We start from the raw sequence: 22,529 nt of genomic DNA, 5'->3' as shown, positions 1-22,529 counted from the left end.
GATCTTACTCCCCGTAGCCATTCGGATGCTGACTGTGCCAGTTCCATGCGGATTCAATAATTTGCTCCAACCGTTCACGCGTTGGGTTCCATCCGAGAACTTGTCTTGCTTTGGCCGAAGAAGCAACTAATACGGCAGGATCCCCAGCGCGTCGTTCTTGCATTCGCACAGGTATGTCGAGCCCCGTCACCTTCTTCGCCGTCTCAATGACCTCACGAACGGAGAACCCGTTTCCGCTGCCAAGGTTGAAGATATTACTGTCGCCGCCATCGCGTAAATATTGCACTGCGCGAATATGCGCGTCCGCTAGATCTGTGACATGTACATAGTCACGTACACAAGTCCCGTCAGTCGTTGGATAATCTTCTCCGAATACGGCAATAAATTCACGCTGCTTGAGCGCTGTCTGTAATACCAGTGGAATCAAATGTGATTCCGGTTGATGATCTTCGCCAATAAGGCCGCTCTCATGCGCCCCAGCTGCATTGAAATAACGAAGTGACACGTATTTCATACTGTGTGCCGTATCGAACCAACGCATCATCCGTTCCATGGTAAGCTTTGTCTCGCCATACGCATTCGTCGGCTCTGTCCGATCCGTCTCTTCAATGGGTACCTTCTCCGGTTCACCATACGTCGCTGCTGTCGAGGAGAATACGATGTTTTTCACACCGAACGCATTCATCGTTTCGAGCAAGCACAGTGTACCGTAGACATTATTGTCGTAGTATTTGCCCGGATTCTGCATGCTCTCGCCAACCAAGGAATTCGCTGCAAAATGAATCACCGCATCAATCTGATTCTCACGGAACACTTGCGTAAGGAAATCACGGTCGCGAATATCCCCCTCGTACAATTTCCCGCCACGTACCGCGCCGCGATGCCCTTGATATAAATTATCGACAACGACAACGTCCTCACCGCGTGTGACTAATTCCATTACCGTATGTGACCCAATATATCCTGCTCCGCCTGTTACCAATACTGCCATCGTTTCTCCACTCCCTCTATTTATTTAATCAATTGCTCGACGCCATTCCCTACATCACACACATAGAATTCCCCTTGGATCCCTGTCTTCTGCTCGTAGACTTCGCCAACCTGTTGAATGAATTTCTCTACTTGATCCTCATGAACAAGCGCTACGGTACATCCGCCGAAGCCTGCGCCCGTCATCCGTGCGCCTAGCACACCTGGCACTTTCAATGCTTCTTCGACCATGACATCCAATTCAAAGCAGCTTACTTCATAGAGATCCCGCAATGAGTTATGCGAAGCTTGCATCAATAGACCAAAATTCACGAGATCGTCGTTCGTTAAGTACGCCACCGATTGCAATACGCGATCGTTCTCTTCAATTGCATGACGTGCACGGTTGCGCACAGTCTCGTTCGTAATATGGTGAGCAATCGGCTCAAATGCTTCGCTCGACAATTCGCAGAGTAATTTCAGCCCTGGCACATGCTGTGCTAGAATTGCAACGGCTTCATCACATTCTTGGCGGCGTTCATTATATTTGGAATCCACCAATCCTCTGCGCTTCTTCGTATTCCCGATCACCAGCTTATACTGTCCAGCTTGGAAAGGAACAAGCTTCTCTTCGAGCGTATCACAATTGAGCAGTATCGCATGATCCTTGCGTCCATTCGCAACCGCAAATTGATCCATAATGCCGCAATTCACGCCGACGAATTGATTCTCCACCTTCTGTGATAACACCGCAATTTCTTTACGGTCCGTCTTGTGACCTTCAAGCGATAATAATGCATACATCGTAACCACTTCAATCGAAGCCGATGAGGAAAGTCCTGAGCCATTCGGAATCTCCCCGTGGAAGAGCATCTCATACCCCTTCGTAATCGGATATCCAGCTTCCTGCAGCGTAACAACGACCCCTGTCGGATAATCTGTCCACGCATTCGATTTAGACGCTGGAAGCGCATCTAATGCGATTTCACTTGTGCCATCGAAGTTCGTTGATCGCATCACGATCTTACGATCCGTACGCGGGCGAATACACAATGTGGTTCCGAACTGTAATGCGGCCGGGAACACGAACCCACCGTTGTAGTCAATATGCTCACCGATCAAATTCACGCGACCAGGGGCATGGAACCACTGGATCGCTTGATCGCTCGGACCATAATATTGTAAAAAGCTGCTCTGCAATGTCTCATGTAACGTGTTCGACAATTGAATTCACCTTCTCTTTTCTCCGCGGGATAGATTCATAGTCGCCATATCCAGCGCATCTATGAATTAACCTTAGTATACAGGAATATGCTGCCATTGAATATAAAACGATGTTGCTTCCACATGGATTTATGTGACTTTTTGAGATAGAATAAATATCAAATCCAACCTACTAATCGAGGTGATCGTCGCGATGCGCACCTTTCCAACTTATACCTATGCTGTCGCATCCAATCCTATTTTTCAGGATCGAAGTGATTTCCACGTGCTATTCTCCGGGGAGAGTCAGACCAAGCCCCAACATAAGCTAGGACCCAAAGTCTATGATTATTATTTACTGCACCATATTATTTCTGGTCGTGGCTTGTTCACCCTTGAGCAGCAATCGTACGCACTCGAGGCAGGCGACAGCTTCCTCATCAGTCCAGAGCAGCTCGTCAGCTATGTATCCGACGAAGTGGAACCGTGGCATTACCGCTGGGTCGCGTTCGACGGGACTTCCGCAGAACAAATTCTCCGTGATGTCGGCTTTACATTGCACCACCCTGTCGTCCGTATGACAGATGCAACACCCATTTTGTCGCATATGCATCAGATTCAACAAGTTTTCCAGAGTCGTAAACCAAGCAGTCATCTAACCGCAACGGGGTATCTGTATCAAATTCTTGCCACGTACCACGACATTTTGAACCAAAGCGAAGAGCTTATCACGGCCGACCAACACAGTCAGCAAGCCGTCACACAAATGATCCGATACTTATCCACGCAGTATGCCCAGCCGATTTCGATTGAAGATATGGCAGAAAGCCTAGGTTATAATCGAGCCTACCTTTCACGTATTTTCAAGCAAGCCACCCAAATGTCACCCGTCACCTTTCTTCTGAAGCTGCGGATTGACAAAGGAAGACAGCTGCTTCGGGAGCGAACGGAGCTAACCATAGAGCAAATTTCCGCTTCTGTCGGTATCCAGGACGCGCTTTATTTCTCTCGCCAATTTCGCCGTTTCTATGCCATGTCTCCAACGGAATATCGTATTGCTACCACACAAAAAGCCTCCAACGCACACCAAGAATAGCTTGGTGCCGTTGAAGGCTTTTTTACGATTTTTCATCGAGAACATCCCATTATTTCTTCGCTGGAATGGTCTTTGTATTCTGAATGAGCTGCGACACGGTAACGAATTTATATCCACGTTCTTTCAGTTCAGGAAGAATAATCTTCAACGCCTCTACCGTCTGGCTGCGACCTGAACCCTCTACAGAGTCATGGAACAGAATAATGTCGCCGCCGCGTACATTGTTCAGCACTTTACGCACGATATAAGAGACACCCGGAGAACGCCAATCCTTCGTATCTTGATGCCAAGACCATAGGATGACGAGGTACCCTTTCTCCTTGGCCATCTTAATCATTCGTTCATTGTAGAACCCTCCTGGCGGACGAAACAAGTGGGGACGCGATCCATTTACTTTCATAATCGCATCACTTGTGGCATCAATCTCATCGCCAAGCTTCTGACTCGATACATTCGCATTGAAATATAAGTGATTGTACGTATGATTCGCAATTTCATGGCCTTCGTCCGATTCCCGCTTCAAGAGCTCGGGATTCGCGGTTACCTTTTTGCCCATCACGAAAAAAGTCCCTTTCGCTTCATATTGCTTGAGCAGTTCAAGAATTTCCGGCGTCTGTCTCGGATCTGGCCCATCGTCGAAAGTGAGTGCCACGAGCTTACGCTCCATCGGCACCTCCCATACAATCTCGCCACGAGCTTCATAATATTGCCTACTCTTCACAGGTCCTTCCTGCAGCCCAACCGGGAACGGCGGGTCTGCTTGAAAGATACTAGCCCCTACAGTGAGCGTCCATAACAAGGGAAGATACGATAACATGGGTTTATTCAACACTCCTATGCCCTATCCTTAATCATAATCAACAATGCATTATTTTAAGAGGTAGTTCAAAAAGTCATCATTTGATCACGAAGTCATTCAAGAAGCATAAACGACATCGAATCTTGCCTTCACCTTCGAAGTCCGGTACTCATTTAGGTTTCGCCTAAACTCCGTTCCTCCTTCTTCAGGTTCTCGTAACCTTCTCGGTGCTGAAATGCCGACTTTTTGAACATGCATTATAAGAGTGTCCCCATCCGATGGCTATTTTACCACAATTGAATTTACTAAGTTTTGACATCTCAAAACAAAATGCTATTTGGCGATAAAAACAACCTCTAACCGCGGTCGCTCAACTTGAAAGTACCTCGATGAAGGTTTTATCATGTAGCGAATTCTCCATTCCATGCATCATCTTCCTCGAGTGCCTCCTCGCGGAGTTCGAGCAAGTTCCGTAAGTGCGCCGTAGATAACTCGGTAATCCACATCTCACCGGAACCCACAACCTGTTCAGATAATGCTCGTTTCGATTCAATCATCTCATCGATCCGCTCTTCGAGTGTACCCGTACAGATTAATTTATGAACCTGAACATTGCGTGTCTGACCAATGCGGAATGCACGATCTGTTGCTTGGTTCTCCACCGCGGGGTTCCACCAGCGATCGAAATGAATGACATGATTCGCTCGGGTTAAGTTAAGACCGACGCCTCCCGCTTTGACAGAGAGGACGAAGATATCCGGACCATTCGGCTGCTGAAATTCATCCACCATCAGATCTCGGTCCTTCTTCGGTACACCACCATGCAGGAACAATGGTGTCTGCCCCGTTTCTTTCCGCAACTGCTCGACGAGCAAATGCCCCATTTGAACATACTGGGTGAAAATCAAGACCGCTTCACCTGCTTCGCGAATGCTGCGTACAAGCTCGAGCAGCTGCTCCATTTTGCCCGAGCGCTTGCTACTAGATTGATTGTCTTGCAGGAACAACGCGGGATGATTACAAATCTGCTTCAGTTTCGTGAGGCTGGCCATCACATAACCCTTCCGCTTCATTCCCTCGGCGGCATCGATCTGTGCGAGCATATTTCTGACCGTCGACTGATAGAGTGCAGCTTGTTCCTTCGTCAGATTGCAATACGCTTTGGTCTCGATTTTATCCGGTAGATCCTTGCTGATGTTCGGATCCGTCTTCACCCGCCGGAGCACGAAGGGTGTGACTAATCGTTTAAGACGTTCGAGCCTAACTTCATCATGATCCCGCTCAATCGGCGTTGCGAATCGACTTCGGAAGACGGAAGCGGATCCCAAGTATCCTGGATTTAAGAAGCGAAAGATCGACCATAATTCACTTAGTCGGTTCTCCACTGGCGTACCGGTAACCGCAACGCGGTAATGCGATCGAAGTCTCAGAATACTCTGCGTCTGTTTCGCATGCTCGTTCTTAATATTTTGCGCCTCATCCAGTATGATGTATGTCCAATGCAGCTGTCGAAACGTTGCTTCATCTCGGCCAATTAAATTGTAAGTCGTCAGAATCACATCATACTGCTGGACCTGTTCCATAAAAAGCTGATCCTGCAGCCTGAAGCTGCCGTGGTGAATATAAACCTTCAAGCTAGGTGCGAATCGTGTAAGCTCACGCTGCCAATTGCCAAGGAGTGAGGTCGGACAGATAATAAGTGCCGGTCCCATGCCTAATGGCAGCGCATCTTGCCGATACGAGCTAAGGAGCAAAGTAATAATCTGAACGGTCTTCCCAAGTCCCATATCATCCGCAAGACAGGTCCCAAACCCCAAGTCTCGCATGGATGTAAGCCACTGATATCCTGTAACCTGATACGTTCGTAATGTGCCTTGCAGCGTCTCTGGCACTTCACGATCCCGCATTTCATGCATCCAATCCCCGTCCAAGAACGTTCGAAGACGGTTCGGTAGCTCGTAACCGGAGATCGGAATCCCGTCGAACGAAGCACTTCCGTAAGCACTCTCCGCAGCGAGATGCATGAGCTCTCCGAGCGTCATATCTACCTTCGTACGCTCTTTCAGAAAATGAACGGCACGATCAATATCCTTCGAATTCATCTCCACCCAATGACCACGGAAGTGAACAAGCGGAAGCTCCTGTTGCATTAATTGTTCCAATTCTTCAAGGGTAATCGGTTCGTCCCCTACTGCCGCCTGGGCATCGAATTGAAGTAGCTGCTCGAGTCCGAACCGACTTGGAGAACCATTTACCGTCACGTCTTCAAGCTGGCGATCTTCCTTATTCGTAAGACTTAACTTAATGCCAAGCCGCCTACGCCCTGCTTCGGTCCACCATGAAGGCAACTGAACAAGGACGCCGTATTCCTCCAGAATATCGGTGTATCGCACCAAGAATTGATAAGCTTCCATCGTATCCATACTTAGCCCATCCGAACCGTCCGTCTCGTCGAACACACGTGATAATGGCGGATAAATCCGAGCTGCATCTCTCAGCTTCTTTCGAAGCACCTCTTGAATATGTCGAAATCGACGATGGAACCAACGTGTCTCTGAACGCTGTTCCTGCCAAATCTCTGCCATCGGTATCATTAAATTAGGCTCGTCTTCAGGCTGCATGAAGATATGAAGACGCCAAGTCGGTATCGCTTCTGTCTGTTGTTGAGCGGTAGACTCGCTGTCTTGGTCTGCCGTAAGACGAAGACCGAGCTGTAATGCCGCTGTCTCCTGCGGTGAACGAAGTGGATGATAGGCCCGCGTCCAATGCTGAATATCGGCTGCCAGCGCCTCCATCTCTTGCGCATTCGCTGAGAACGTTACCGCTTGCTGCGCGGATAACATCTGCTTCCACCACATCTCCGCCATCCGATTCCCTGCCATCAGCTTCGGCAGAACAGCTCCGCCCCAGGTAGCGCCAATCGCTTCCGTCATAGGTAGCCGCTGCCTGGTTATCACATGAATCTGTTCTCTGACGGTGCTATCGATTATCGCAATCAGGAAGGAGAAGAGCGCCTCTTCGGGTGTTCGCCACGACGTCGCCCCATCTTCACGGCCTGCCATAGCAAGGCTCGCAGCCGGCATCGCCTCCGCTAACCGATAGAATTGCTCCATGTCAGCTTCACGATCCAAATTCGGCCGCCAGGTAGCTTTTCCCGTTTTCAGTCCGATTTCGACATCCGGAACCCAGCATTTGCGATCGATCAAATCTTGCGCGAATAGCACCGCTCGTCGCCAATAATGCAGGTCCCGCCCTAATAATTCTTCCTCTTGTACACCTAGAATCGTCTGCAATTGTTCAGCATAGTCCGCTTTATTGAACAACTGTAGAATCGAATGAGCAGGCAGCGTAAAGCCAATGACCTCACGTCGGCGCCCGCCCGTAGTACGTATCTCCTGCCCGGTCGAATCAGGATATCCACCCGTAGGAAAGCTGAGCTCTACCCGTCGCTGTACCCAAGGCCGCCACAGTCGTTCACCCGTCTCTTCCGCACGCATTCGAATATCCTCTAATGCCTCATCCAAATCCCGAACATCTTTCCAATCCCATCTATAGCAAAAAAATCGATCATGGAGCCATAGTCCATTCCATTGTTCGTCTCTAACCAATATGTGATTCCCCTCCGCCAAAGTCCATTAACGACTCTTGTGTTAAGCGGCATCGATTTCTATCCACTGTTCTTAAGTATAACCGACAATGGGCTAAAAATGTTCATTTCTACCTAGATAATTGCGATAAATAAGCATAAGGACCGTTCACAATATAAGTGAATGGCCCTTCGTTTGTTACCTTTTATATGATTAGACTGCTTACAGCAAAGCTCATCCCTATGAACACGAAGCAGAGCAGAATTCCGACTGCAATATTCCCGTTCTTCAAATGTTCAGATAGCTTCAGGCCCGGCGTCACCCAGTCAAATATCCAATAGGCGGCGATGAGACAAATGTATCCCACTGCGAACCACAGCATCATATGCCAGATCGAAGCATTAGTATAGGCTGACACGCCAAGCAGGATCGCTGTTCCGAAAAATTTGCCGCCCATAGCGAGCCCCACAGCCGCATTCCCTCTCTTCAATTCTTCCAGATCATTATACGGCGTCATTAAGCTGAAAATAACCATACCAAGCAATTGCAAGACAACGATCACAACAACACTTATAAATATATTTAATACGATCATTTCGCCCATCCCCTAAACTTGGCATATGTCACATCATAATTCGAGAAATCGTGCACTTCTTCCAGTATGATATTCACTTTTTTCAACGGCTTAAATGATTGGTATCGATCCGCATCAATCGGCTGCTTCACATGCTGTCCTGACGGAAGCGTAATGACCGCGAATTGACGCGTCTTGCCTTGGTATTCTGTCTTGTAGACGCCTACCAAATCAACTTCCGTTTTTAACTGAATTTTCAGCTTATCGATGTCTTCTTGTGCAGCTTGCTTGGACTTGAATGTCTTGAGCGATTCCCAAGCAGTCAGCGTCACATCGGCCCGATCCTGCGAATTCGTATTCATATCAGCTTCCATCGCTTGCAGCGTCCACACTTGATCCCCAGTGCCATAATTATCATCATTTGGAATGAGTTCATTATCCGGCAGAACCGTCATATCACTGCCGATCAGATCGCCCACGGTCCCTTCCACAATGCGATAATCCCAAGGAACTGTGTTCGTATTCGAAGACGAATCCTCTGTGTATGAAGATGAAACAGATGAATCCCAATCATCGTTTTGGTTCGAGCATCCACCCGAAGCAATTCCGATAAATACTAAGACAATAATACCAATGATGACAAATTGAATGAGACGCGATGCGGTATGATCCGCTGTGGAGTTTGATCCTTTCCTTCTATACTGACTCATCTTCTATCCCCCTACCCCTATCGCCACAAAATGACTTGCATTCCCCGTAATCGGTCCCCCTGCACGCCCAAGCAAGCCGCAAGGTTCTCCATTGATCATGAACATCCCCGTTAGCAAATAGAAGCTCCCCGATTCGAGATGAATTTGCGCTAATTCGGCTCTTTTCTGATAGATTAACGGAAATAGCCGACTCGTATCGAATCCCGCTTCATCTTGGACTTCCAATTGCCCGCTGCCATCGAATATTTTGACCGATCCGCCCTCGCGACCGAACATCGATTTGGAGACAAAGCTGCCGTCGAACGCCGCTTTATTATACGTGGGCAGCATATATCGTTCGATAACCGCCTTCTCGTCCGACGTATATAATAGATTTAATTCATGCAGCCCCCAGATCAGAGCTTGCAGCCCTTTGGATTGCAATAGAATCGCATGCGGCGGATTGAACAATTGCAGATAACCCATCTCCATGGAATACGCCAAGGCATCCCCGCCATCATCCACAGCCATCCATTCTTTCGGATAGAGTGCGAACATTCGCTCAATCTGTCTCCCTGATGCATCACGAACAATTCCTTCATCGATCCACAAATCCAAACAATCCACACAAGTGATATCGAGCCCGCTATGCCGAACGAGCATATTTATCGTTCCTGAGTCTTCGGCATGCTGTCCATAGGCGACACATGCTGCGGTATCTGGACGCTCTACGGCCCAAGCCTCTTGAATCCGCTTCGCCATCTGTTCATTCGGGGAATCTACCTCATACTGCCTGCACATCCAGGGGGTCGCAACGGCTGCTTCTACGTAGCCTGTCGGTGTATCCGCATTCAACTCCAGCAGCTTGATCTCACCCGTGCCCGATACCGCAAAATCAAATCTTGCATAACGGCTCAACAGGCCAGGTTCGTTCATGAGCGTCGTATCAAGACTCTCCCATAACACCTCCGGAATGCTTATCATTTGATACAAATCATGTCTGCCGCAGACAAATCGAACGGCCTTATCGAAGATCGCCCATAGCTTTCTGGATGCTTCTTCAAGCTCCTGATAAGTATCCCTGTTCATGACGACTAACTGATCAATCCAATATTGTTCTTGGTCGAGATTCGCCCATGTAAATCCGAGCGCATCAAGCTCATTCACTCGAGCTTGCCGATTGGTCTGTGGAACTCCTCGAACTTCAATTACACGACTGCTCATCCGCCGAACCCGCCGCTGGAATGGGATCCACTTGAACTAGACGAACTGAATCCGCTTGACTTGCCACCTATGCTGCCACGTGAGGAGGAAGTCGATCTTTTCGTAATCGATCCCGTCGTTCTTGAAGTCTTCGGCGTCATGGCAGAACCGGATACCGGCTTGTTCTGGAATGTATCTGATGTGTATGAACGTGGCCGATAACTCTGGCCGCTGCGGACATCATATGCCGAATGATTCGAATACCAGCCCGAGGAGGAGTAAGAATTACCACGGTTAAAGATCATGTGGTATAGGAGCAAATCGTCCCAACCGAACCCAGACGTTGTATGAACAATCGTTGTGCCGCTTGACGACGAGCTTCCCCCCGTCACTGTCCCACCGTTGCCCTCTTCCTTCGTTTCCTTCTTCAGTTCTGGAATGTTCCAGTCCATTTCAGTGTCAAAATACTTCTTCACTTCCTCAGAAGACCATTCGACGAGTTTGGGGCCATTGGCGCTACTGTTATCGGCAGCAGCGCTTCCATGTTCCATTGGAATAATCAGGACATTCGCTAATAACGCGATGCCTAGCGATGTCGACAAGACACGAAGCGGCTTGCCTTCTTCCGTAAATAATAACTTCTTAAGCGAACGATTCGATTTATCCTCTTGATTCATCCGAAGTTAACGCCCCTCTCTTCAACACGAGCCTACCCCTATGTAAGCTCGCGGCTCCTAACCGCAACAATGAGCAGCTCCATCGTCTGCTTCTCTACATTCAATCTTCCTTCAATCGTCTCATATTCATGTCCTTCTAAAGTCAAATAGTTGATATGATGAAGCGCTGCAATCATATCTTGGCTCCACAGACGCTCATCGCGCTCTACGAGCGTGCCATCCGATTGCTTTTCAATTAATTGAACGATCATTCCGCCTGCCATAAGACAACTCCTTTGTAAAAATTTGTACACGATCATTCATACGATCTTCTCGCCATAAATGTTTCGTTTTCATGTATCATACATCAAAAAAGCTATCCCGTCGTCATCCTTGTGACCATCGGAATAGCTTATTCTGCATTTGATTAAAGTCTGTCGCAGCGCACGCCATCGATATAGTACGCCTGCTCTTCATATGGAATAAACACAACTTCCACCTCGGGAATTCCCAGCGACTTCACCCGTCGTGTAACGGCTTCGGCGAAAAGATCCCGTACCTCATCGCCACGTTCGAACCAGCCCACCTGAATAAATGAAAATGATGATATCGCATCTCCACCGAATACAACGGTCGTATGTAGACACTCGAACGTAAAGTTATCGGTTCCGCAAGCACAGATCTCGGCAAGCTCTTCAACGAGCTGACCGCTGATCTGTCCAAGCTTCTCGGCTTCTACACCTCTGAACAATAAATGGGGCAACTTAAGCTCCTCCTCTAGGTTGTCTATGTAAGTTATTCTCCTTTTATTATAGCGAATTCGTTCGTTCAATCAAAGATTACACAATTGTAAGGGTCATGTAAGTCATCCGCATAGAACCACCCGTGAAGAGTCCCTATACTGAATGTATCAAGTAAAAAGGGGAGTACACAATGAATCGTACAACAAGGATGAAAATCTCCAAACGAATGTTAGCATGCTCCATGATCTTTACCTTAGCGGTATGCCCAATCCTCAGCACAGGAACTGCGATGGCTGAACCAGCAACATCTAGAGCGGATCAATCCGTAGATAAGGCTGCAGTTCAAAGCCCCATCCAATATCAAATCGATGTTCGATTAGATGAGAAAAATATGACGCTGCACGGCAATCAGACCGTCGTATTCCGCAACACCTCCAAAGATACATTGAAAGAGCTTGTCTTCCACACCTTCGCAGATGCGAACCGGGCAAAAGATACGCAACCCTCGATGTTCGAACACACCAATGCTGAACTTCAGAAGAATGAACCAAATCGGAAACCCGAGGATTTCTTAGGCGGGATTGATATTACGAAGGTCCAATCGAACGGACAAGTACTTCCGTTCAATAATAAGAACCAAGCATTAACAGCGACACTTGGTCAGGCGTTGAAACCAGATGAATCCGTCACGATTCAGATCGCTTTCGACGTCAAAATCCCTTATGGTTCCCAGCGTCTATCCTATTACAAGAATATCATTAACGGTGCGCACTGGTTCCCTGTGATGTCTGTCTATGATGAGAACAAACACGAGTGGGATAGAACACCTTATAGTACATCCTTTGAATCCGATTATTACACATCGTCCGATTTCAAAGTCAATATGAATGTCCCTGCTTCTTATCAAGTCTCTATGCCGGGTACGATCACAGAGCATGAATCTACGGAAGCTGGACGCAAGATTGTATCTACAGTCTCCAATAACACAAGAGAACTCGTCTTCTTTGCTAGTCCAGATTTCAAAGTCGCGAGTGAAACCCGAGACGGTCTGACGGTGCAATACTACTATTTTGACAATATGAAAGGTAAAAAAGAAATCATCGATCAATACATCGATCAGGCTTTCAAAGCGATTCAGTTCTTCAGTGATAAATTTGGCAAATACCCTTACCCGGAATTCCGCATTGTGGAATCGTACGTTGAGGGCGTAGCGGTGGAATTTGCCCGCGTGATCCAAATGGGGATGATCCAGAACAAGAAGGATGCATCGCAAGATACGGTATTCGTTCATGAGATTGCGCACCAATGGTTCCATGCGCTGATTGGTAACAATTCGGAGACCGAGTCCTTCTTGGATGAAGGCTTCGCGGATTTCGCGAAAGTATATTTCTCAGAGAAGCAAGGCGATACACTTAGTGGATTTAACTCGATCCGAATGGACATAGAACCTATCGATCTGAGCATCGCATCATCCAATACCGAAGTCGCTGATATGGCCAACCCCGTCTACTATGGCAAAGGCAGTCAAGCGATCTATCAGCTGTATCGTATGGTCGGGGAAGAGAAATTCGATCCGTTCATGAAAGAATACTTCAAACGCTATATCTATCAGAACGCAACGATCGATGGTTTGCTTCAGACCATTGAAGATACATTAGGCAAGGTTGTACGTTACGATATGGAAAAGGCACTCCGCCAGCCTAACTTCGTATTGAAACCCGAATATCAGATGACCGAAGATGAACAAACGGCATATATGCATGAACAATTTAAATCGATCTATGATGGTATTTTCACGCAGTATCCGATTCTTCCTGAAGAGACCATGAGCCGGATTATTCATAAAGCGCTACTGGGCGAACCGCTTACAATTGTGTTGAGCGATCCATTGTCCAGCACGGCAAAAACACAGCAAGAGCAGCTCGTTGAGCGACTGAAAATGACATTTACCATCATGGGCATTCACGCCGATGTGATGACGGACCGACCAACCATCAAAGCCAAGTTAGAAAAGGAACTGGCGAAAAGCAATATTATCGTCATCGGTGATGCGAAATCGAATGCACTACTTCAAGCGATGAAACGAGGCATTATGAAACGGACTGAAGCGATTGGATACCCGTGGAAAGACATGATGAACAAGAAGGATGCGTCCGGAGCGTATGTCATCAAGCATCCTTATAACCAGAAGCGCCTGATGGTCAATTTCTTCATGACGGACAAGCAAGAAATGGAGCCGTACATGATCAAAGCCTCAGAAGCATTAAACTTCTCAAGTCACTTCTATCAATTTTATAGTATGAATGCTGCGGGGAAGGTAACAACGGATAAAAAAATAGAGAACCCAATGGCGAAATTATTTGAACAACAATAAGCGAAAATAATACAATACACGAAGCGATCACGAAGCCATATCCATGGTGCGCGGTCGCTTTTTCATTTCACAATAAAGTCATAGGAAATATCTATTATAACGAATACACTTATTGCTAGAAAAAGCTAGTCGATTGTGATAGACTCAATTTTAATCATTCCATTTATAGAACGAAAAAAACCGGAGGTTAGAGCCATGACTCAGAAAAAAATGCGTTCAGACATGATTAAAAAAGGCTTCGACCGCGCGCCACATCGCAGCTTGCTGCGTGCAGCAGGCGTCAAGGAAGAGGACTTCGACAAGCCATTTATCGCAGTATGCAACTCATACATTGACATCGTCCCAGGGCATGTCCACTTACAAGAGTTCGGTAAAATTGTAAAAGAAGCGATTCGCGAAGCAGGCGGGGTTCCATTCGAATTCAATACGATCGGCGTCGATGATGGGATTGCGATGGGGCATATCGGTATGCGTTATTCCCTTCCGAGCCGTGAGATCATTGCTGATTCACTTGAGACCGTCGTATCTGCTCACTGGTTCGACGGCATGATCTGTATCCCGAACTGTGACAAAATCACACCAGGGATGATGATGGGCGCCCTTCGCGTGAACATCCCGACGATGTTCGTCAGCGGCGGACCGATGAAAGCAGGTCGCACAAGCGACGGCCGCGCGATTTCTCTAACTTCCGTCTTCGAAGGCGTCGGTGCCTTCATGGCAGGTAAGATCGATGAGAATAGCTTAACGGAGCTTGAGCAATACGGTTGCCCAACTTGCGGTTCTTGCTCCGGCATGTTCACGGCGAACTCCATGAACTGTCTCGCAGAAGGTCTTGGCCTTGCATTGCCGGGTAACGGTACGATTCTTGCGGTTGCTCCTGAACGCAAAGATTTCGTTCGTCAATCAGCTCGTCAATTGATGGAGTTGATCAAAGCCGACATTAAACCTCGTGATATCGTAACCATCGAAGCGATCGATAACGCTTTTGCACTCGATATGGCGATGGGCGGATCTACGAATACGGTTCTTCATACGTTAGCACTTGCACACGAAGCTGGATTTGAATATCCAATTGAACGGATCAATGAAGTGGCGAAGCGCGTTCCTCATTTGGCGAAAATCGCTCCAGCATCTGATTACCATATCGAAGATGTTCACAATGCAGGCGGCGTCAGTGCGGTATTGAACGAATTGTTCAAGAAAGAAGGCGCACTTCATGGCGATTGCATCACGGTAACAGGCAAAACACTACGTGAGAACGTCACTGGCTGTGAGATTCAAGATACGGACGTGATTCATACGCTCGATAACCCGCATAGCGTTGAAGGCGGACTTTCCGTCCTATTCGGTAACATCGCGCCTCGCGGTTCCATCATTAAAGTCGGTGCCGTTGATAAATCCGTTGGCGGCTACCACAAAGGTCCTGCAATCTGCTTCGATTCGCAAGATGATGCGCTCTATGGCATTGCGAACGGCAAAGTGAAAGAAGGCCATGTGGTTGTCATTCGTTACGAAGGTCCTAAAGGCGGCCCTGGTATGCCAGAAATGCTTGCTCCAACTTCACAAATCGTGGGTATGGGACTTGGCGCTAAAGTCGGTCTGATTACAGACGGTCGTTTCTCAGGCGCATCCCGCGGAATCAGTATCGGTCATATCTCCCCTGAAGCAGCTGAAGGCGGTCCAATCGCATTCATCGAAGACGGTGATATCATCGAACTTGATCTGAAGAACCGTACGATTAACTTGATCGATGTGAGCGATGAAGAATTCGCCCGTCGTCAAGCGAACTGGAAGGGCTTCGAACCAAAAGTAAAAACCGGCTACCTCGCTCGTTACTCGAAGCTTGTAACGAATGCAAGTACCGGCGGTGTCATGAAAATCTAATCCTACAATAAAGAAGCCCCTTGACCTTATTAGTCAAGGGGCTTCTCATTATCACATTGTTGATGGGGTGTTCGTCGTATTGCCGTACGTCTGTTCAACAGCAATCTTCAAGACCTGTTCCTCCATCGGATGATCTACTTGCTCTTTCCTTTGATTACAAGTTTCTACATAGTAACGTTTCTTTAACAGATCTGCAGAGAGAATGATGCTCTTCGGCACTAACATCGATGAACGCTCTTTAACCCTTGATTGCCCTTGCGGGCGAATGACATGTAGCAGAAATTTGAGATAGACGCTTGTAAGGGATTTGAACATACCCTTTGGTAAATCCTGAACACTGAAGCCGAGTTTATCTGCTCCGCGATGTATCATCGATACACCATACAAAGCTTTTACATCGGAAAATTCCGGATTGTTCACCAATTCGTCTGCGAAATACGGCAAGGCATGTTCGACCCCGCGTATCAATTGAATGGCTACATGCATGGATGACCGTGCCTTCTGTCCCATATCGAACAGCTTCTGATTATCGAAGTGAAGCTCCATCACGGAATCGCCATTCCTAAGAACCTCGCCATCCTGCATGGTCACAGGCTCTCCATGATAACGGGTTACGCGATAATGGAATGTCGTATCTGGGTCTGCTGTCTTCTTCAAATTGAACAAGACTTGGAAGCATTGCTCCCACCCGAGCCAAAGTCGAATCATTACTCGTCGACCGAAGCTAAGCGTTCTTGCCTTGGCTTCATCTGTCACCTTAATCATTTCATCCACGCGGATGAATCGATATGCTTTATTCGTAGCTGCTTGCATGTAGTTCTCTAAGGCGATAAGCATATTCGCTGGTGCATCCGCATCCGCACCGAATGTAATCCCGCAATCATGCAAGAGCAAGACTTCTCCAGGACGTAATTTGCGCATCATTCTTCGTTCTAACTGCTCTGCCCCAACACCTTTACGCCAATCCCCGAACATGGCTGACCATAGAATAATTTGAATATGTCCCAAATTCCCAAAATCAAATAAGTTAACTATCCCCCAAGGAGGACGATAATAGACCGACTTCGATCCTGTTATTTGATAAATAATATCGGATGTCTTCTTGATTTGTTTTCTGACCGTACCGGGACGCATCAGCCAATTGGTCTTGTGGACATAATTATGGATTCCTATGAGGTGTCCTTCGTCATGAATCCTCTTGACTATTTCAGGATTTTTTTCTGCATTTGACCCAACAACAAAAAAAGTCGCCTTTGCATCATATTTTTTGAGCAAATCGAGCAACTCTGCCGTGTAATAGGGGTCTGGACCGTCATCAAAAGTTAAGCAGATTTCCCGTTGACTACGCCCTCTTTTGAATACCCGAAATCCAAAAATGCGACTAAACACGCCTGGGAGAAACGCATAAAACGTTAAAATGTAGAAACACCATAGAACCAAATTTTCCATGTACATTTCCCCACTTTTCAAATGAGCTCCTATTATTGTATCATACAGGTGCAAAAAATAGGCATGATTTTTCAAAATAGTGTACAATCAAATATATATTCTTCATGAAATAAGGAGGTTCCCGTTTGTTACCGTTCTATAAAAAATATTGGCGTACCGCATTTGATATTGGGTTAATTGTACTTACTGTATACCTCACCATGTCACTCTTCAGTTATTTGTACAATATTGCTACTCCAATCTTTCTCTCGTTCGTCATCTACATGATTATCGAGCCTCTCGCCAAATTCCTGAATCGCCGTGGCCTCAAGAAATCCGTCGCTTCTGCCATATCCGTACTCATCTTTGTTCTGTTACTTCTAAGTGTCTTCTTCGGACTTGGCGTCATCTTGATCACTCAGATTACGAATTTAATCGATCGGCTGCCCATGTATACCAATATCTTCAAGTCAACCATTAACGATATTGTTAGCATGCTACAGAACAAGGCTAATTTATTGCCGGAAAATATTATCGCGAATATAAATTCTTATCTCGGTACGATCGCAGGGAAAGGCTCTGAAATTGCAATAAAATTTCTGAACATGATCCTTGGATCGTTACAATCCGTATCCTCCTTCGTCGTGAACTTCGGCATCGGAGTTATTCTCGCTTACTTCTTAAGTACGGAGATTAAGTCGTGGAAGAAGTTGGCAGATGAACGAACACCGAGAACATTCAAAACGGCGTACATATTTTTGAAAGAAAATGTATTCCGCGGAATTGCTGCTTATCTCAAAGCACAGATGAAGCTCATTTCCATAACGTTTGTCGGTATCTTCGTTGGACTCTTGCTGCTTGGCGTATCAAATGCATTCACTCTTGCACTGATCTCGGCTGTGCTTGATTTACTTCCACTCCTTGGAGTGCCTGTACTATTTATCCCTTGGGTGATTTATCTGTTCTTTGTCGGGAATTCGACGCTTGCCATTTGGCTGCTCGTATTACTCGGAGTGGTGATGCTGATTAGACAAATTATGGAGCCGAAGATTACAGGCAATACGCTCGGTGTGTCCGCATTTACAATGTTAGCTTGTATGATTATTTCTTTATCGCTTTTCGGAGTGGCAGGTTTGATATTATCCCCGATCTTGCTGATCCTTATGAAGGCTTTAATCGATCAAGGTTACCTCAAATCTTGGATCCGGTTGCCTAAGGAAGAATTTGACGGAGCAGAATCCGAATCATGATCTGCGAGCAGATCCATAACCCCTCGAAATAAACTTGTCGCTTGATTAGTGCCGAACGTTGGCTTATTCTCCGACACAATGGCAACCGCGTAACGTGGAGATTCCACTGGGCCATATCCGATGAACCAATGATTGTTCGTCGTGAGCCCTGGCTTCTTCACTTGCGCGGTTCCTGATTTACCGGCCAACTTCCACTTCGAGCGCTTAAGTGCACTCCCCGTGCCATCTGTTACGACCTCTTCCATCCAATGGGTTAATTTACGTGCAGTCTCTGGACGAATGGATCCATAAGAAGATGGTGACAGATGTTTAGGGAGTGACGTTAACAGCTGACCATTCGCATATCGAATTTCCTTCACAAGACGTGGTGCATGCACCTTCCCATCATTTATCAAAGTTACAACTAAATTTGCCGCTTGCAAAGGGGAGACAAGCACATCCCGCTGACCTACAGCAGATTGCACCATAACGCCTCCATCAATTTGTTGCGCAGCAAATACACGCCCCGCTTCCTCGCCATCCAATTGGGTAAAATGAGGCATGTCCATCAGCCGTTCCGCTTGCCAACCGACAGTCCTGGATAACCCCAGCATCGAGGCATAACGGGAAAGAGTCTCCGGTTTCGTATGCTCTCCAATGGTCGCAAACACAATATTACATGACTTCGCAAAACCTTCCCCGAGTGATAGCAGACCATGCCCATCCTTCTTCCAGCATGAGAAGCCATATTTACCATAATCCCCATGACATTCGAAAGTCGCACGTTCAATCCCTGGTATCGTCTCAAGTGCTGCAGCAGCCGTAACCACTTTGTAGATCGATCCTGGCACGAGTGCTTTCAAAGCACGATTTCCCCAGCTTCCTTCCTTGAGATCTACATGGTACGGATCAAATGACGGCTTCGATACCATCGCAACCACATCCCCGTTTGCAGCATCTAGAACGACAATCGCCCCTTTCGTAAGTCCTGCTTGATCGGCATACGCCTCCAGCTTACTTTGGATGGATAAATCTACTGTCGTAACGATTTTCAGGGGATAGAATGGATTCTCAGGCTTCGACACCCTCGTATCCAGTCCGTATAATGGTCGTCTAGCACCGTCTACAAAATATGTCGCTGTCGTCGGCCCGATACCGCGTAAAAAAGGATCAAATGTTCTCTCTAGTCCCGCTGCGCCAATCGGCGTCTCAAGACGGGTTTTCCAGCGGTCTTTGCCGCTTGCACGCTGCGCAAGCAGCAGCTCAGGCTGCTCCGCTACAAATCCAAGCCACTGTTTGGCCGCACCAGTTGCATCGTAGCGCATTTGTATCGGTAAGATACGTACGCCATTTAAAGAAAGCTGTTCAATGCGTCTCATCTGCTCCGATGACAATTTGTAGGGCTGTTTGCTCCCTTTCCCCATCCATATAGTAGGAGCCTTCAGATGCCTCCAATATGCATCAAGATCTCTATAAGATATCTGTAAGATGTCCGCTAACTTACGTTGATTCTCCGTGCTCTCCTTCATTTCTCGCGATGCTGAATCAATCGGGAACATCACTAACATGGGAACTTGTCTGCCTGTCAGTGGTAAGCCATTTCGATCATAGAAATGCCCGCGACCGCTATCGAGGATAATTCCACGTTCACGTTGTAAGACGGATAACTGCGCAATGCTCTTCTTGGATACAGCTCCGGCATCTTGACGATGCAGCTGCATCCACGCCATTCGAATGGCAATACAAATGAACACCGCTGTGAACATCATCAAGCTATAGAACATTCTCCGTTTACTCGTGAACATATCAATCTCTCCATCTATCTCATTATTACTCCTCATTATTGCCACAAACCTAAGAAAAAACCTGCCTAAGCGCATGCGGCTTAGGCAGGTTCGAAGTGATATGCAATTCATGACTATAACGTAAATTTGGATAATGTCTCTTTGAGGCGCGTAGATACTTCTTCAAGCTTATTCGACAAATCGATCAAGTTCCCGCTGACGACAAGCTGCTCATTACTGAGCGATGCGACTTCTTCCGATGTTGCAGACGCTTCTTCGGCAACAGCACTCACGCTGCTCATCGCTTCTGCTAGAATCCCTTGTGATTGATCAAGCTCCTGAATCGAATCCGTTGCCTGACCCAATTGCTGAATGAATCCCGTCATCTGACCTTGAACAGTCCAGAAGATCTCGCTTGCATCTTTAACAGATACAATTTGCTCTTGGAAGATCGGATAAGCATCAGATAATACGTTCACCGTCTCGCCGATTCCACCAGAGATCTGGTCCGTAATCTGTCCCACGATATCAATCGATTGACGCGATTGTTCTGCGAGTTTGCGAATTTCATCCGCTACCACCATAAATCCTTTACCGGCTGCTCCAGCTCTCGAAGCTTCAATCGTTGCATTAAGAGATAGAATGTTCGTCTGTTTCGTCATATTGTTCAGTACTTCAAGAATTTTACGTATGGAATTCGTACTTTCTTTGAGTGTATTGACTTTCTGAACAAGGGAACGAACCATATCTTCCGTGAGATTCGTCTTATCCGTCAATACAGTCATATGGGTAATTCCGTGCTGACTCGCTTTCTCAACCTCTGATGCCGCTTCACCCATCTCAACATTGGAGCTAATCACATTGCGCATTTTCGATCCGATTGTGATCGTGAGATCATTTCCTCGCTCAGCTTCAACAGCAAGATTCGTTGCACCGTTCGCAATCTCTTCCGTTGCAATTGCAATCTCACGCGCTGAGATCCCTGTCTTCTTAGAAGCATTGCTCAGCTCGGATGCCGTATCGAGCACATCCTGCGCAGATTGGCTGGTATGCTTCACGAGTTCCGTAATATTATCCATCATCTCATTAAAGCCTCTGGACAATTCACCAATCTCATCTTGCGACTTCACCTTCATACGGACGCCCAAGTTACCGCTCGCCCCTTGATTCATGAGGTTACGCAAATATTTGAGTGGGCTGCCGACCATGCGCATAACCCATACGCCAATTAATCCAGCGACGATCGCCACAACGATGGCTGCAATGATCGTAATATTGTAAATTTCTTTAGCCTTCTCAACCAATTTCTCTACAGGTACTTCACTTACCAGATTCCATCCATTGGAGGATAACGGACTATACGAAGCTAGAACCTCTATTCCTTTACCATTTTTGATGATCTCGCTACCGCCCGATTTCGCAACGCCCTCTTGGCCGTTAAGCTTCAAGAGAGAATCCTTACCGACCAGGTCTTCCTGCTTCGAATACACAATCTTGTTTCCAGGACCAATGATCAGCAGATCGCTGCCTTCTCCAAGATTAATGGTGCTCAAGTTATTGCCAAGCGTGTCCATCTTCAATTCGATTAATAGTACATGGGAAGATTCTCCCGTTGACACATTCTTAAGAACACGACTAAGCCCAAATGTATGGCCCGGTGTCTTGTCGAGAATTTTCTGTGTCCCTGTTGGGATATATACCGTTCTCCCTTGTGCTTGAATAGCATTTTTGAACCATTCTGATTTACGAACCTCTTCCACTTCCGAAGACATTCCGCCACCTGTCGAAATGATTCGCGAAGTACCTTTGATCGGAACCAAATAGATCCCTACAATATTCGAATTATTGATACTTAGCGTCTGAAGAATATCGGTTGCTTTGCCATTCGCTTCAAAACTACTGAATTCACTTGCGCTGCTTTTCAAATAAACATTCAAATTTGTCTGCAGCTCTTTATTCATCAGCAATTGCATGGACATATCATCATAGGTTTTAAGAATCAAATCCAACTTCTCACGTGCCTGAACGATCGTCTGGTAGTTCGCTTCCGAGGATTGCTCCTGTATAATGCTTTTGGACTGCGAGTAGGAATATAGACCAATCCCCACAACAAAAATAATACTGCTGATCAGGAAAATCAATAAAAGCTTGAGTCCTACGGACTTTAGAGGGTTTTGCAAATATTTTGATAGTTTCAAACGCTTCTGCACGATGGGAGCACCATCCTTTATATCTATTTTATCTACTATCTATTTGTTCGGCATAATCCACTAAAAACTTTTGCTTTTTTTACAAAAAAATAAATAAAAAT

Annotated in this window: 17 protein-coding genes; 4 read left to right on the top strand and 13 right to left on the bottom strand. The window is 46.7% G+C overall.

The window, feature by feature from the left end; translation table 11 throughout:
- Nucleotides 1–4: 4 nt before the first annotated feature.
- Together galE and C558_RS0115100 are read right to left on the bottom strand one after the other, a co-directional pair.
- Nucleotides 5–991 (bottom strand): UDP-glucose 4-epimerase GalE, encoded by a 987-nt coding sequence (gene galE, locus C558_RS0115105; protein ID WP_018757127.1) that lies wholly within the window; start codon nucleotides 989–991, stop codon nucleotides 5–7.
- Between the two features lie 20 nt (nucleotides 992–1,011).
- Nucleotides 1,012–2,193, bottom strand: a complete 1,182-nt coding sequence (locus C558_RS0115100; protein WP_018757126.1) for a galactokinase — start codon at nucleotides 2,191–2,193, stop codon at nucleotides 1,012–1,014.
- 193 nt (nucleotides 2,194–2,386) lie between these two features.
- Here C558_RS0115100 and C558_RS0115095 point away from each other — a divergent pair, with 193 nt between their 5' ends.
- A complete protein-coding gene (locus C558_RS0115095; protein WP_018757125.1) occupies nucleotides 2,387–3,268 on the top strand; it encodes an AraC family transcriptional regulator in 882 nt (293 codons plus the stop codon).
- A 49-nt stretch (nucleotides 3,269–3,317) separates the two neighbouring features.
- Here C558_RS0115095 and C558_RS0115090 read toward each other — a convergent pair whose 3' ends face one another.
- The 8 genes from C558_RS0115090 to C558_RS0115055 all read right to left on the bottom strand — a co-directional run bounded on the left by C558_RS0115090 (nucleotide 3,318) and on the right by C558_RS0115055 (nucleotide 11,539).
- The gene (locus C558_RS0115090) at nucleotides 3,318–4,085 is read right to left on the bottom strand and encodes a polysaccharide deacetylase family protein (RefSeq protein ID WP_018757124.1); all 768 of its coding nucleotides are present in this window, start codon (nucleotides 4,083–4,085) and stop codon (nucleotides 3,318–3,320) included.
- Nucleotides 4,086–4,468: 383 nt separating this feature from the next.
- Nucleotides 4,469–7,675: a DEAD/DEAH box helicase gene (locus tag C558_RS0115085; protein ID WP_018757123.1), complete on the bottom strand. Its 3,207-nt coding sequence runs from the start codon at nucleotides 7,673–7,675 to the stop codon at nucleotides 4,469–4,471.
- Nucleotides 7,676–7,859: 184 nt separating this feature from the next.
- Nucleotides 7,860–8,249 carry a DUF350 domain-containing protein gene (locus C558_RS0115080; RefSeq protein ID WP_018757122.1) on the bottom strand — a complete coding sequence of 130 codons (390 nt, stop codon included), beginning with the start codon at nucleotides 8,247–8,249 and terminating at the stop codon, nucleotides 7,860–7,862.
- Nucleotides 8,246–8,938 carry a hypothetical protein gene (locus tag C558_RS0115075; RefSeq protein WP_018757121.1) on the bottom strand — a complete coding sequence of 231 codons (693 nt, stop codon included), beginning with the start codon at nucleotides 8,936–8,938 and terminating at the stop codon, nucleotides 8,246–8,248. Before C558_RS0115075 ends, C558_RS0115080 begins: the two co-directional genes overlap by 4 nt.
- Before the next feature lie 3 nt (nucleotides 8,939–8,941).
- Entirely contained in the window at nucleotides 8,942–10,141 is a 1,200-nt protein-coding gene (locus tag C558_RS0115070; RefSeq protein WP_018757120.1) for a glutathionylspermidine synthase family protein, read from the bottom strand.
- Entirely contained in the window at nucleotides 10,138–10,797 is a 660-nt protein-coding gene (locus tag C558_RS0115065) for a hypothetical protein (RefSeq protein WP_018757119.1), read from the bottom strand. The genes C558_RS0115070 and C558_RS0115065 overlap by 4 nt, the downstream gene beginning before the upstream one ends.
- Before the next feature lie 38 nt (nucleotides 10,798–10,835).
- The gene (locus C558_RS0115060; RefSeq protein ID WP_018757118.1) at nucleotides 10,836–11,060 is read right to left on the bottom strand and encodes a hypothetical protein; all 225 of its coding nucleotides are present in this window, start codon (nucleotides 11,058–11,060) and stop codon (nucleotides 10,836–10,838) included.
- 143 nt (nucleotides 11,061–11,203) lie between these two features.
- On the bottom strand, nucleotides 11,204–11,539 hold the full coding sequence (locus C558_RS0115055; protein ID WP_018757117.1) for a DUF1904 family protein: 336 nt from the start codon (nucleotides 11,537–11,539) through the stop codon (nucleotides 11,204–11,206).
- Between the two features lie 170 nt (nucleotides 11,540–11,709).
- Between C558_RS0115055 and C558_RS0115050 the strand changes: the two genes are divergently transcribed.
- The gene (locus C558_RS0115050; RefSeq protein WP_018757116.1) at nucleotides 11,710–13,893 is read left to right on the top strand and encodes a M1 family metallopeptidase; all 2,184 of its coding nucleotides are present in this window, start codon (nucleotides 11,710–11,712) and stop codon (nucleotides 13,891–13,893) included.
- Between the two features lie 195 nt (nucleotides 13,894–14,088).
- Nucleotides 14,089–15,777, top strand: a complete 1,689-nt coding sequence (gene ilvD / locus C558_RS0115045) for a dihydroxy-acid dehydratase (RefSeq protein ID WP_018757115.1) — start codon at nucleotides 14,089–14,091, stop codon at nucleotides 15,775–15,777.
- A gap of 51 nt (nucleotides 15,778–15,828) precedes the next feature.
- Here the strand turns inward: ilvD and C558_RS31075 are convergent, their stop codons facing one another.
- Nucleotides 15,829–17,226, bottom strand: a complete 1,398-nt coding sequence (locus C558_RS31075) for a polysaccharide deacetylase family protein (RefSeq protein WP_018757114.1) — start codon at nucleotides 17,224–17,226, stop codon at nucleotides 15,829–15,831.
- A 125-nt stretch (nucleotides 17,227–17,351) separates the two neighbouring features.
- Between C558_RS31075 and ytvI the strand changes: the two genes are divergently transcribed.
- Entirely contained in the window at nucleotides 17,352–18,455 is a 1,104-nt protein-coding gene (gene ytvI / locus C558_RS0115035) for a sporulation integral membrane protein YtvI (RefSeq protein ID WP_018757113.1), read from the top strand.
- Here ytvI and C558_RS31070 read toward each other — a convergent pair.
- Both C558_RS31070 and C558_RS0115025 read right to left on the bottom strand, forming a co-directional pair.
- Entirely contained in the window at nucleotides 18,392–20,239 is a 1,848-nt protein-coding gene (locus C558_RS31070) for a peptidoglycan D,D-transpeptidase FtsI family protein (protein ID WP_018757112.1), read from the bottom strand. The two genes, ytvI and C558_RS31070, sit on opposite strands and share 64 nt — an antisense overlap.
- A 113-nt stretch (nucleotides 20,240–20,352) precedes the next feature.
- Entirely contained in the window at nucleotides 20,353–22,416 is a 2,064-nt protein-coding gene (locus C558_RS0115025) for a methyl-accepting chemotaxis protein (protein ID WP_026263936.1), read from the bottom strand.
- Nucleotides 22,417–22,529: the final 113 nt, after the last annotated feature.

Origin of the sequence: Paenibacillus terrigena DSM 21567 (assembly GCF_000374845.1) — a bacterium.
Lineage (GTDB): Bacteria > Bacillota > Bacilli > Paenibacillales > Paenibacillaceae > Paenibacillus_K > Paenibacillus_K terrigena.
This window is presented reverse-complemented; position numbering and strand designations above follow the sequence as displayed.

What these genes read in the sequence shown, in the direction of transcription:
- C558_RS0115080 (WP_018757122.1), bottom strand. Translation starts at nt 8,249, where the DNA reads ATGATCGTATTAAATATATTTATAAGTGTTGTTGTGATCGTTGTCTTG.
- galE (WP_018757127.1), bottom strand. Translation starts at nt 991, where the DNA reads ATGGCAGTATTGGTAACAGGCGGAGCAGGATATATTGGGTCACATACG.
- C558_RS0115095 (WP_018757125.1), top strand. Translation starts at nt 2,387, where the DNA reads ATGCGCACCTTTCCAACTTATACCTATGCTGTCGCATCCAATCCTATT.
- C558_RS0115060 (WP_018757118.1), bottom strand. Translation starts at nt 11,060, where the DNA reads ATGGCAGGCGGAATGATCGTTCAATTAATTGAAAAGCAATCGGATGGC.
- C558_RS31075 (WP_018757114.1), bottom strand. Translation starts at nt 17,226, where the DNA reads ATGGAAAATTTGGTTCTATGGTGTTTCTACATTTTAACGTTTTATGCG.
- C558_RS0115065 (WP_018757119.1), bottom strand. Translation starts at nt 10,797, where the DNA reads ATGAATCAAGAGGATAAATCGAATCGTTCGCTTAAGAAGTTATTATTT.
- C558_RS0115070 (WP_018757120.1), bottom strand. Translation starts at nt 10,141, where the DNA reads ATGAGCAGTCGTGTAATTGAAGTTCGAGGAGTTCCACAGACCAATCGG.
- ilvD (WP_018757115.1), top strand. Translation starts at nt 14,089, where the DNA reads ATGACTCAGAAAAAAATGCGTTCAGACATGATTAAAAAAGGCTTCGAC.
- C558_RS0115075 (WP_018757121.1), bottom strand. Translation starts at nt 8,938, where the DNA reads ATGAGTCAGTATAGAAGGAAAGGATCAAACTCCACAGCGGATCATACC.
- C558_RS0115090 (WP_018757124.1), bottom strand. Translation starts at nt 4,085, where the DNA reads ATGTTATCGTATCTTCCCTTGTTATGGACGCTCACTGTAGGGGCTAGT.
- C558_RS31070 (WP_018757112.1), bottom strand. Translation starts at nt 20,239, where the DNA reads ATGTTCACGAGTAAACGGAGAATGTTCTATAGCTTGATGATGTTCACA.
- C558_RS0115050 (WP_018757116.1), top strand. Translation starts at nt 11,710, where the DNA reads ATGAATCGTACAACAAGGATGAAAATCTCCAAACGAATGTTAGCATGC.